The 11,163-nt window shown below is 59.2% G+C and carries 11 protein-coding genes, 3 tRNA genes and 1 pseudogene; 6 read left to right on the top strand and 9 right to left on the bottom strand.

Annotated elements, in window-relative coordinates; all coding sequences use genetic code 11:
- Window positions 1-203: 203 nt before the first annotated feature.
- Together ABIE33_RS26700 and ABIE33_RS26695 are read right to left on the bottom strand one after the other, a co-directional pair.
- Window positions 204-1,571, bottom strand: a complete 1,368-nt coding sequence (locus tag ABIE33_RS26700) for a D-Ala-D-Ala carboxypeptidase family metallohydrolase (RefSeq protein WP_429130801.1) — start codon at window positions 1,569-1,571, stop codon at window positions 204-206.
- 403 nt (window positions 1,572-1,974) lie between these two features.
- The gene (locus ABIE33_RS26695; protein ID WP_429130800.1) at window positions 1,975-2,415 is read right to left on the bottom strand and encodes a VOC family protein; all 441 of its coding nucleotides are present in this window, start codon (window positions 2,413-2,415) and stop codon (window positions 1,975-1,977) included.
- A gap of 197 nt (window positions 2,416-2,612) precedes the next feature.
- Between ABIE33_RS26695 and ABIE33_RS26690 the strand changes: the two genes are divergently transcribed.
- The 3 genes from ABIE33_RS26690 to ABIE33_RS26680 all read left to right on the top strand — a co-directional run bounded on the left by ABIE33_RS26690 (window position 2,613) and on the right by ABIE33_RS26680 (window position 4,480).
- Window positions 2,613-3,191 carry a cold-shock protein gene (locus tag ABIE33_RS26690; protein ID WP_025426885.1) on the top strand — a complete coding sequence of 193 codons (579 nt, stop codon included), beginning with the start codon at window positions 2,613-2,615 and terminating at the stop codon, window positions 3,189-3,191.
- Window positions 3,191-3,676, top strand: a complete 486-nt coding sequence (locus ABIE33_RS26685; protein ID WP_429130799.1) for a DUF192 domain-containing protein — start codon at window positions 3,191-3,193, stop codon at window positions 3,674-3,676. The genes ABIE33_RS26690 and ABIE33_RS26685 overlap by 1 nt, the downstream gene beginning before the upstream one ends.
- Before the next feature lie 156 nt (window positions 3,677-3,832).
- Complete coding sequence (locus tag ABIE33_RS26680; protein ID WP_429130798.1) at window positions 3,833-4,480, top strand: outer membrane protein; 648 nt, start codon at window positions 3,833-3,835, stop codon at window positions 4,478-4,480.
- Window positions 4,481-4,673: 193 nt separating this feature from the next.
- On the opposite strand, the gene ABIE33_RS26675 is transcribed toward ABIE33_RS26680, so the two are convergent.
- From ABIE33_RS26675 to ABIE33_RS26655, 5 genes and pseudogenes are all read right to left on the bottom strand, one after another.
- Window positions 4,674-5,345, bottom strand: coding sequence for a DUF1062 domain-containing protein (locus ABIE33_RS26675; RefSeq protein WP_429130797.1), 672 nt, complete (start codon window positions 5,343-5,345; stop codon window positions 4,674-4,676).
- 376 nt (window positions 5,346-5,721) lie between these two features.
- A pseudogene (locus ABIE33_RS26670) lies at window positions 5,722-5,904 on the bottom strand (D-alanine--D-alanine ligase A); the annotation flags it as partial.
- A 293-nt stretch (window positions 5,905-6,197) separates the two neighbouring features.
- Window positions 6,198-6,274: transfer RNA gene (locus ABIE33_RS26665), tRNA-Arg, on the bottom strand.
- Between the two features lie 39 nt (window positions 6,275-6,313).
- Window positions 6,314-6,619, bottom strand: a complete 306-nt coding sequence (locus ABIE33_RS26660; protein WP_025426983.1) for an ETC complex I subunit — start codon at window positions 6,617-6,619, stop codon at window positions 6,314-6,316.
- 279 nt (window positions 6,620-6,898) lie between these two features.
- Window positions 6,899-6,975 (bottom strand) — tRNA-Pro (locus tag ABIE33_RS26655).
- Between the two features lie 219 nt (window positions 6,976-7,194).
- On the opposite strand from ABIE33_RS26655, the gene ABIE33_RS26650 reads away from it, so the two are divergent.
- The 3 genes from ABIE33_RS26650 to ABIE33_RS26640 all read left to right on the top strand — a co-directional run bounded on the left by ABIE33_RS26650 (window position 7,195) and on the right by ABIE33_RS26640 (window position 10,517).
- Window positions 7,195-8,376: a GGDEF domain-containing protein gene (locus ABIE33_RS26650; RefSeq protein WP_429130796.1), complete on the top strand. Its 1,182-nt coding sequence runs from the start codon at window positions 7,195-7,197 to the stop codon at window positions 8,374-8,376.
- Window positions 8,377-8,655: 279 nt separating this feature from the next.
- The gene (locus tag ABIE33_RS26645; RefSeq protein ID WP_429130795.1) at window positions 8,656-9,660 is read left to right on the top strand and encodes a GlxA family transcriptional regulator; all 1,005 of its coding nucleotides are present in this window, start codon (window positions 8,656-8,658) and stop codon (window positions 9,658-9,660) included.
- A gap of 533 nt (window positions 9,661-10,193) precedes the next feature.
- On the top strand, window positions 10,194-10,517 hold the full coding sequence (locus ABIE33_RS26640; RefSeq protein ID WP_429130794.1) for a hypothetical protein: 324 nt from the start codon (window positions 10,194-10,196) through the stop codon (window positions 10,515-10,517).
- Window positions 10,518-10,536: 19 nt separating this feature from the next.
- Here ABIE33_RS26640 and ABIE33_RS26635 read toward each other — a convergent pair whose 3' ends face one another.
- Both ABIE33_RS26635 and ABIE33_RS26630 read right to left on the bottom strand, forming a co-directional pair.
- Window positions 10,537-10,716, bottom strand: coding sequence for a hypothetical protein (locus tag ABIE33_RS26635; RefSeq protein WP_429130793.1), 180 nt, complete (start codon window positions 10,714-10,716; stop codon window positions 10,537-10,539).
- 193 nt (window positions 10,717-10,909) lie between these two features.
- A tRNA-Lys gene (locus ABIE33_RS26630) sits at window positions 10,910-10,985 on the bottom strand.
- Window positions 10,986-11,163 lie beyond the last annotated feature (178 nt).

Genomic DNA, 11,163 nt, shown 5'->3' with positions numbered 1-11,163 from the left:
CCTAGGGGAGTCGAACCCCTCTTCCCAGAATGAAAATCTGGTGTCCTAACCGATAGACGAAGGGCGCACTTGCTGTGTGGGCGTCTTATAGTCAGGCGTTTTGAATACCGCAAGCGGCAATTTTCATTTTTCTGTAAAAAATCAATAGGCGCGAATAGATAGACGGATCCTGCGGATTAGCCCATGGAAACAAAGGTTTGCGCTCAGCCCTTACTGCGGCGGCAGCGCCAGTTCCAATCGCGCTGGGCGCCGATGTCGATATGAACCGATTCCGTGTGGCAGTAGGTGCCCACGCCGCCACGCCCGGGAATGCTGCGCAGGAAATCTGCCAGCTCCCACTTGCTGACGCCCTTCACCTGGATGTCTGCCGCTTCGCAGCGCGTATGAAGGGATTGCTTCGCGCGGTTGACCTTGATCGGACGCAGGCCCGAGGTCACCATCACTTGCCGGCCGTAATGCGTCTCCACCTGCTTCAGCATCTGCATCAGTTCCGGCTTGAAGCAGCCGGCGTCCACCTTTTCGGTCTGCAGGATGAGGCCGCTTGGCGCCAGGCGGGCAAGGCCGGAAAGCGAGGCGACCTGAACAGGTGCATCCTCTTCGTCCGCTGCATGGTCTTCGTGCGCGACGCTGAACAGCGGGCTCATCTTGACGCCGGGCAGGCCTTGATAGGCGAGCGAGGCCATCTGTGGCTGGGTCGCGTTGCTGGTTGTGATGGTCTTTTTCTCGGCCGGCTGTGCTGCGCGCGCCGATTCCTGCTGCTGCTTCTCCTTGCGTTTGCCGGCAAAGAGGCTCGCAAGGGTCCAGGTTTTGGGTTCTTCCTTGGAGCCGTTTTCGGTGGTCTTGGCGTTCGGCGTGGCGGTCGCCGTCTGGGCCACGTCTGTTGGCGCCTGCGCCTGCTCAGCGGCCTGTACGGGCTGAAGCACGCGCGATGTCTTGCCGCCGAGAGCAGCTTGCGCGCTCAAGGGCAGCGGTACTGAGGCGGGAAGGGCGGCGCCTTCCGGAGCGGCATAGGCCATAACTGCCGTATCGGACGGCGCGCCGGAGGTGTCGTTCGCGGCGCCTTGCTGCGGTTGGATGATCGGCTGGGGTTGCGGCTGAGGTTGAGGCTGGATCTGTCCCTGGCTACCGCTGAAGAGGCTGTTCGTCGTCGCGTTCATGCTCGGCTGGGCGGCGCCTGTGGCCGGGACGGAGCCCGTCGCCTGCGGCTGTGCGCCCGCGGTCGGAGCCTGGCCATAGATGCTCGAGGAGGCCGCACGCAGGCCCGTGCTCTGCATGGTCAGCGGCCCGCCCTGTTGCGCGGGGTCCTGACCCTGTGCAAGAGCGCTATTGCCCTGGGCTGTCTGCGGGTTGCCGCCAGCCGCCGACACCTGGGCGTCGCGAACGGTCGCGCCGGCCCGGGTCGAATCGGCGACCTGCAGAGCTTCTTGCGTTTCCTCGACTTTGAGCGCTGTCGCCGCCTCGTTGTCGGCAACCGCCGACACACAGCCGCTCAAGGCGAATAGCGAAACCGATATCGCAGCGGCACGGCTGAAAGTTGCCAGTAGCGCGCCCCTCGTTTCCCAATGTTGCAACGTCCTATCCCCGCTCTCCGTGCACGATCGGCGAGATCGTCGCCTTTCCATGCATTAAGTCTCAGTTCCGAAACATCGCCCAGAACAAACAAACACGAATTTCGCGCGGCGGACCAAACGGATCGCCGCGGGAAGGATTAGGCCAAATACAGTTAGGGGGGCGTCGCCACGAGACATCGCGGATAGGACCCCGTATCAACGTTTCGCGCGGAAAGTTACTGAACGATACGTGATTTGTAAACTGGCGCTAACCTTGAGCCCGCATGCGCCCAGCATGCAAAGGCCCGGTGTCGGTGCCGGGCCCCGGATCATTCATCAATTCAACGGATCCGCCACTCGACTGTGCCAAGCCGGAATTCCCGGCAGCAGACGTCCATCATCGGCGGCCAGAATTGCGCGAGGCTTACCAGGCGCCGGTGTTGGCCATGGAGGCCCAGGGCTCCTGCGCGGGTCGATTTTCGCCTCTCTGCAGGATTTCGATCGAAATGCCGTCGGGCGAGCGCACAAAGGCCATGTGACCGTCGCGCGGCGGGCGGTTGATGGTCACGCCGTTGTCCATCAGGTGCTGGCAGAAGCCATAAATGTCATCCACCTCATAGGCCAGGTGACCGAAGTTGCGGCCGCCTGTATAATCTTCGCTATCCCAATTGTAGGTGAGTTCGAGGCACGGCGAGAGTTCGCCCTTTGCCCGGTCAAGGTCGCCGGGGGCGGCCAGGAAGACAAGCGTGAAACGGCCCTTTTCGTTCTCGTAGCGACGGATTTCGCTGAGGCCGAAAAGGGTGCAATAGAACTTCAAGGCCTCGTCCAGATTTTTGACGCGAACCATCGTGTGCAGATAACGCATTGCAATGTCCCTGTTTCGAAGAAGATGGCGTATACTTATCTGCCAGCAAGCCAGAGGCAAGGCTGCGTCCCTACATTAGATCCAAGCCAAAATGGGCCGAGGGTCTTGCGCATCAGCGGCGGGACGATGTTATTCTAGTCAATAAGAATCAGTTAACCGTAGTCGGTAGTCGCGCGTAAACGAGGGGCTGGGAGAGAATGGCGGATAGGACATCTTCAAAAGACGTCATGCACGATGACGACTTTGGCAGCGACGCCCTCGACCTCGTCGAAATCACCGGCGTGATCAAATGGTTCGATGTCGCAAAGGGCTTTGGTTTCATCGTGCCCGACAACGGTATGCAGGATGTGCTGGTGCACGTGACCTGCCTGCGGCGCGACGGCTATCAGACAGTGCTCGAAGGGGCCCGGGTCGTGGCTCTCATCCAGAAGCGCGACCGTGGGTACCAGGCCTTCCGCATTCTCTCGATGGATCAGTCGACAGCCATTCATCCCTCGCAGTTGCCGCCGATCAGAACCCACGTGCAGGTCACGCCGACGAGCGGCCTTGAGCGTGTTCTGGTCAAGTGGTTCAACCGGACCAAGGGCTTCGGCTTCCTGACGCGCGGTGAGGGCACGGAGGATATCTTCGTTCACATGGAAACGCTGCGTCGCTTCGGCCTGACCGAGCTGCGCCCCGGCCAGGTGGTTCTCGTGCGTTTTGGCGATGGCGAAAAGGGCCTGATGGCGGCCGAGATCCATCCCGACGGCCCAACACCGACGAGTCGTTCGCACTGATGTCGCTGGCCCGAACCCTTTCTGCAAGAAGCGCCGCCACGGCGCTTTTTTTGTCGGTGCTGCTGTTTGCTGCCTTTGCATTTGCGGAAGCGCAATTCACCACCGACCAGATGCGGTTGGTGACGGCCGACAACAAGATCCACGAGTTGACCGTGGAGCTTGCCATCGATGCCGAGCAGCGGGAGCAGGGGCTGATGTTTCGCCGCTCGATGGCGCCCGATCACGGGATGTTGTTCGATTTTGGCGAAACGCGCCGGGTGATGATGTGGATGAAGAACACATATCTGGCGCTCGACATGCTGTTTATCGACAAGAACGGTACTGTGCGGACGATCCATCAGGATGCCGTACCGTTTTCCGAGGCAATTATCGATTCGCGTGAGCCGATTGCCTATGTGCTGGAACTCAATGCCGGAACGGTCAAACGGTTCGGTATTAAGCCGGGAGATCGGCTCGAAGGCGCTCGTATCGTCGGTAACCGATGATGACACGCGCAGTGTCCGAACTGGTCCGTTTAACGGTTTCCAACCAACTGATATAAAAGCGCAATTCATTATTCTTGCGCTGCAACGAGCCTTTTCGGCAGACGCGCCCTACATAAGTTGGTAATCTTTCTATCGGACCAACAGGAGGCATCTGTGATGATCAGGCATGTGCTTGTTGCAATCATTGCTGCCGCCGCCTTCGCGCCCGTGGCATCGGCCGCCGACCTCACCGAAAACCTCGAGCCGGCGCCACTCGTGGAACCAGCGCCTACCTTTGTCTGGACCGGCGGTTATGTCGGTCTGCAAGGTGGTGGCGGCTGGCTCGATGGCGATTTCAGTACGTCGGGCGGAAGCGCTTCACAGGATTTCAATGGCGGCCTTCTCGGCGCCTTCGCCGGCTTCAACTACCAGCAAGGCGATTGGGTCTATGGCATCGAAGGCGATGTCAGCTATAACTGGAACGACAAGACCTTCGATATCTTCGGCGCCTCTCCGGAAGTCGGAACCGATGTATCCGGTTCCGTCCGCGGACGTCTGGGTTACGTCGTCAACGACAAGGCACTTGTCTATGCGGCCGGCGGCTGGGCGATTACGCGCGGCTTTGTCGATGTGCCTGGGGCTTCCAAGGAAAAGGAAACCTTCAATGGCTGGACGATCGGTGCCGGCGTGGACTACGCCTTCACCGACAGCCTGTTCGGTCGGGCCGAATATCGCTACAACGACTATGGCGACAAGGATATCGGTGGCTACAACGTCGATTTCGACCAGCATCAATTCACCATCGGCATCGGCGTGAAGTTCTGAAGATTATGAATGCGAGGAGAGGGCTCCGATGGCATCGGAGCCCTCTTTGCTATCGTTATCGTGCTCTTCGCGCTTTGATCGAGGCCAAGACCACAGTCAATCTTCGGCTACAGGCCGCGCGTCTTATCAGACGCGCAAAGGTCGCTGTAGCACTTTGAATTTCTGCATGTTTTATCCTTAAATCGGCTACGATTTAAGGAAACATGCAGTAAGGCCCGGCGCGGCTGAGGATCGCATTGCGATCGGCTTCGCCGGCAAGATCGATGGTGATGCGCATTTCATCCTTCACCGATCGCCGTAGCGTGTTCTTGCCCGATGGTGCCGTGGAGAGGTGGCCTGCCTCTTCAAGCATGGCGATACGCTTGCGTGATAGGCCGAGTTCCATGGATAGCAGTCGCTCCGTTCGCAGCGATGTTTTCATCGCTAGATCAAGAACGATCTCCAGAGGCAGGGATGATTCGACGGCAGGGCTCAGAATCGTCTTTTGCACACGAACCTCGGCAAACTCCTCGATCTGACCCGCATCCCGGCGCAAGCCGTCGAGATCGAAGGAAACCTTCTCGATCCAGGCTTCGTCATTGGTCTGAAGCGCGTTGAGCGTGTGCGGATCGATATCGCGGATGTGGCGGCGTTCGAAGATGGGGCGGTTCCAGGTGCTGTCGCAACTGCTGCAGCGATAGATCAGCCAGGCATCCAGCCGCCGACCATTGGCATTGAGCCGCGTCTTGCCGCTCGTCTCGAATGGACGTGTTGTTCGGCAACGGTTGCAGGCGAGCCAGGGGCGCGGGGCGATCTTGGGCGTGATGGTCCACTGGACCAGGAATGTGTGAGACGTGTCGTCTGGTTCTTCCGATTGGAAGCCCATCAAGACGACGGTTTGAGCACCCGTTCAGGGGACGCGGTCTGGCAGCGTTTTTTGGTGATGGTTCGATCCGCACAAGCAATCATGCGGCGACAGGTCGGCAATGCCATTCCGGTCTCGAACCGTCACCTCGACGAACGCATTGAGTTGCGATCCGACAGCGACGATCGCTATCGGGCGTACGTGGTGAGACAAGCGAGACCGGGGTTTACAAAGGCAAAGCGGAACTCCAGGAAAAAACAGCGCAATTTGCTGCGCACCCCTCCTAGCCGGATATCTTTGCTACGGGAAGTGGCAATCTTGGTGGTCGTAGCGTTTTCGGATTTGTGCCGTGGGCGCGTGGCATTGCGCGATTGCCGCACGGAACGCCGGAAAATTGTTAGTGAGTCAGCTTGGCTCTCGCCAATCCACGCTCGATCAACAGGTCGACAAGTTCAGAATAGGACACGCCGCTTGCGGCCATAGCCTTCGGGTACATGCTGATATCGCTAAAGCCAGGCATGGTGTTGACCTCGTTGATCACCACGCTCATGTCGGCACAGACGAAAAAGTCGGCACGCGCCTCAGAAGGAACTCAGCCACGCGATCCGCCCGTGCAATACCGCGCTCCGTAAGGGGAGAATCCAGTTGGTGTCACCCTTTAAGCAGATACTCGCTGCAACTCACTTAAGAGTTTCGATGGCCGCTAGAGTGCAAAACCTATCGAAGGCAGTTCGTCGGCACCATAGAACCATAAAGACGCGATGGTAGCGCCGTCTGCGAAACAGATCGCGCACACTGGGTTGGTCACACTCAACTTCAGGCAAGATTCAGTGGCGCAGAAATCGATGAAAAGTCAATTGGTTGGAAAAGTTATGGCGACCCCTGCAGGATTCGAACCTGCGACAACCTGCTTAGAAGGCAGGTGCTCTATCCAACTGAGCTAAGGGGCCGTTCCGGGCAAAGCCCGTTTTAAAAACGGCTCAAGGACCTCAATGGGTCCAGGGCTGCATCCGGCTGAAACGGAAATTGTCCGGGTAGGACACAGTCTTGCGCGTTGCCTCTTTCGGAGCGATCACGCGGTATTCGATGCCGTTGCGTTCGGCATAGGCGATTGCCTGTTCAGCACTTTCGAAAGTCAGTCGCAACTGCTGCAGCGTATCGCCGGAGCTGGTGTAGCCCATGATCGGATCAATAGTGCGCGGTTTTTCCTGATCGAACTCCAGTAGCCAAAGATTCGTCTTGGCCTTGCCAGACTGCATGGCGGTCTTTGCTGGACGATAGATCTTTGCGGACATGGTCTCGAACGGCTCCGTTATTTCGCTGTGGAACATTTTGTGGCCCCAACATGCGTCTTCCCATAGCGCAGAATGATTTAAAACGGAATGACTTTCAGACGGATAAATCTGGCTTTTCGTCCGTATTTTGTCGGCGCTAGGCGCGGGGTCGACTGGGCATAAGCTGGCAATGGCATTGCCGCGTCCTGCCATCCGGACGCAAAATGCCAGATATGCCCGCGGATTGGCGGTTACCAATTTTGCGTGCGGCTAATAATACAGGATTTCCAGGGTTTTCGTTGGTCGGAGTGGAGAGATTCGAACTCCCGACCCTCTGGTCCCAAACCAGATGCGCTACCAGACTGCGCTACACTCCGTGCCAACGGCGCCGGAGATACACGCTTCACCCACGCCCTGCAACATGTAATTTTACCGGGACCGAGCCGAGAGGCCGAATGTCATGGGATGATTGCGCGTGTCGACGGCCAATATGCCGGAATTTCAGGCTTTCGCGGCGATTTCTCATTTTCATTTAGTAATCCCTAAACTCCATGCGATAGAGGCGCGGCGACGAACAACCACGCCGAGCCGGATTGATGACCGCCCAACTTGACCTCGCAACTGTGCTGCTGCTCCACAAGTCGTCGTTTCTGGTCGGTGCGCTGTGCTTTCTTTATCTCAGATGGCAATCGCCCCGGAACGAGGGGCTCGGCATTCTCGCGATTGGTTTTCTTTCTCTCGCTTTGGCCTCGACGCTCGCAGGGTATGGCGAGCAGAAGCTGCTGCCGGCGTTCTTATGGACGCTTTCGAGCTTCACGCTTGGTCTTGGCGGCTACGCCCTGTTCTGGATCGGCTTGCGCCGCCTCAGCGGCCAAAGGCGCCGCCGAGCCGATTGGCTGGCCCTTGCCATTCCCGTGACTGGTGCGGTCGCCGGTTTGATCACCCATTTCCATGTCGTCAATTACGCACGCGCAAGTGCATTCAATACCGGTGCTTTCCTGTTCCTCGCCGCCTCCGCCTTTGCAGTCATTGCGGATCGGAAAAGCGAGCCGCTGCCGGCGAGGGCGATCTTCGCGGCTTCTCTGGCGGTTGGCGCCGGCCTCTGCCTTACCGTCGTGGTTGGCCTGCTCAAGCCGGACATCCTGCCGATCACGACGACCTACGCCTTCTTCCTGCTGATCATCAGCCACTTCGCCATCGCGCTCTTCGCGCTGGTGCTCGTCAAGGAGCGGGCGGAGGCTGCATTGCGACGGACTGCCGATACGGACATGCTGACGGGCATCGGCAATCGCCGGTGGTTCCTGTCGCAACTGCCGCGCTCCGGCTGGAAGGGCGATGCCCTTGCAGTCATGGATCTCGATTTCTTCAAGCGCATCAATGACCGATTCGGTCATCAGGCAGGTGACCAGGTGCTGATTGCCTTTGCCGAACTGGTGCGCACGAACCTGCGCGCGACCGATTGTTTCGCCAGGCTTGGCGGCGAGGAGTTCGGGCTCTACCTTCCGAAAACCAATGAGGCACGGGCGCGGGCGATCGTCGAACGGCTGCGCCTTGCCACCGAACAATTGGACGTCCATTGCGACGGCCAGCGCATCGCCATCAGCGTCAGTATCGGGTTTGTCGTCGGTCGGGGGGTGGAACATAGCTGGGAGGAGCTCTTCAGCATGGCGGATGCCGCGCTCTATCAGGCCAAGGATGCCGGCCGTAACGGCGTTGTCGCCTATGCCCCGCCACCGGCTTTGTTCGCAATTGACCTATCAATCGCACGGGCAGGTTGAGATTGATGACGGGTCGGTGATGATCCGCCTGGGCGCACGTGCGTGGTGCGACGCCAAGCATTCATAAGCCGCGGATCTTCTGTCTCGCACAGGGTATTGGATAAAAAAACGGGCCGGCGGATCTGGATCCGACCGGCCCGTTCCGGCAATCTCGCGGAAAGGGGAACGTCTCTGCGCGGGGCTGCAGCGCCGCGCGAAGGGAGATCGATTGCCACCTGATAATGCCTGAATGCGGCATGCCCAATTGACATTTTGCGCCGGAAATTTGACATTTCTCACATGGCCAGCATTGAGAAAATACAATCTGTGATCGATGTCGTCGTGGTCGTCCTGCCGGAGTCATCGATCATGTCGCTCGCCTCGGTGCTCGATCCGATGCGTGCTGCCAATCGGGTCTCGGGCCACCAGGTTTTTCGCTGGCGGTTGCTTTCGGCCGACGGAGAGCCGGTCGCCCTGACATGCGGCATACCGATTACGGTCGACGGCGCGTTCTCACTGCCGCTTGAAGGCGACGTCCTGCTGGCGATCGGCGGATTCAATCTTGATCGGTATGTCGGGCGCAGGTTCATCGCCACCCTTCAGGAATGCGCGCGCCATTTTGACGTTGTCGCCGGCATCGAATCGGGATGCTGGCTGCTCGGACGCAGCGGTCTGCTCAATGGTCGCAAGGCCACAGCCCATTGGGAGGAACTGGAGGATTTCAGTCAGGCCTTCCCGGCATTGACGGTGCTGGGGGATCGCTTCGTCACCGATGGAAAATTCTGGACCTCCGGTGGCGCGTCGCCGACCTTCGACATGATGCTGCACCTGATCACCCAACGCCTCGGCTCGGCGCTCGCGCTCGATGTCGCCAGTATCTTTGTCTATGACCAGACCCACAGCGCAACGGACGTTCAGCCCGTGGTGTCTCTCGGGCGGATCGAGACCCGTGATCCCGGTCTTGCTGAAGCGATTCGCCTGATGGAGCGAACGCTCGAACGGCCACTGACGGTGTCCGCGCTCGCGCGCCGGCTGTCCGTGTCGCAGCGAAAGCTCGAGGCTCTGTTTTCGAAGGGCCTTGCGACCAGCCCCGGCGCCTATTACCTCCGCCTTCGTCTCCAAGTCGCCCATCGGCTGGTGCGCGATTCGGGCAGCCCGATCCGCGAGATCGCCCTTCGCTGCGGCTTCGACAGCCTGTCGGCCTTTTCCCGCGCCTATAGCCGCGAGTACGGAACAAGTCCGCTGAAGATGCGTGGCAGGCACCGCGGCGCGGTTGCGATGTCGGAAGGCGGCGAGGGGATCTGAAGGTGAGCGGCGCGATGCGTTTGGGTTGCCGTATCGGCCCGCTCGCGGGACTGAGGCGTCGAGGCGTTTGAATCGTCGTGCCTGCTGGGCGCAGGCGTTCACAGGCGCTGCTTCACGTTGCTACCTGCCACCGAAGGGAGCGGTCTCACCAGCTGGCGGCCCCTTATTTCCAGGATGTCGTCAAGCCGTCGCAGAGGAAACTGCCAGAATCCATTGACCATTCAATATTGAGTGGGCGTCGCCAAACAATGCTGAGCGCTGAGAGCAGTCCGAGCGCGACGGCAGCGAGGTTCGTTAGTGTTATCCATCGTTGGTGACGCGTTGGGCCAACCCAGGTCTCTGGGTTCCACAACATAGCCGGCTCACCACCGGATCAATGCGCTCAATGCTCCGGCCGCGCTGGCGCCAACCCCCTCGCTCATTGCGCGCGAGGGGTTTTTTTGACACGTGCAGCCTTACAAGCGGCGCGCTTCCGTTCATCGGCGGTTCAGGCTGACAGGCTCAATGTGATAGCTAGTTAGGAGGAGTTTGCGATGAAAAAGCTCTTATCCGCCCTCACAGCGATTGGCTTAGCTGCGTCTTTCGCCTTGCCGCTAAACGCCGCTCCGATTTTCGTGCCAAAACCCGAGCAAGTGCAGACCGGCACTGTCGAGCCCGTCAACCACTGGCGCCATCGCCAATGGCGTGCGGATCGTCGGTGGGATCGCCGCTGGGATAGACGGCACGCTTGGCGTTCCTGCGGTTACTACGGCAGGTGTTACCCGCGGTATTACGGGTACAACGGCTACCGTGACGATTATCGCTACCGTGACCGTTACCACCGGCGTTCGGGCGTGACCATCTACTTCAACTTCTAGCGGGAAGCGCGACAGCACATCAGTGCACCGCCCCGGATCGCCGGCGGATGTAGAGCAGGTTTAGCAGGTCGACGAGGTCATCGGCCGGCTCACCAAGTTGCTCCACTTCGTTCACAAGCGCCGGCATGCCAGTGAAGATGTCGAACACCGTCCAGGTGCCGTCTGGTTCTTTGCGAAGGTCGTAGCGATTCTCAGGCATGGTCGCCTCACTGATGGAGCAGGCAGCGTCGCATGGAAGCAGTCGGCCACCACCAGCTTCGGCTACTCACGTTGGCGATTCCATGTGCCAATCATGTGCCGTAAAAGCCGGAAAGGCGCCGTAAATATCGTAATTGTCGCATATGTTGGAGCGACAGAAAATCCAGAAAAATCAACAAAATCAAGGGCTAGGGTGGTGAGCGCGCAGGGATTCGAACCCTGGACCTACTGATTAAAAGTCAGTTGCTCTACCGGCTGAGCTACGCGCTCCCTGGCCGCGGCCGTGAAGCCCGGCGGAAGTGGGCGGACATATGCACTTGAGCTTCCCGCCGGTCAACCCAAAAATTACGGCTTTCGTGAAGAAATGGTGCATGGCGCAATGATCGCCAAAAGGTGATTGGTATCGTCGCAGTCATGCGGCTAAGGAATGGCCCAAATACCGCATGCC

It is taken from the genome of Ensifer sp. 4252 (assembly GCF_050434565.1).
Lineage (GTDB): Bacteria > Pseudomonadota > Alphaproteobacteria > Rhizobiales > Rhizobiaceae > Ensifer.
This window is presented reverse-complemented; position numbering and strand designations above follow the sequence as displayed.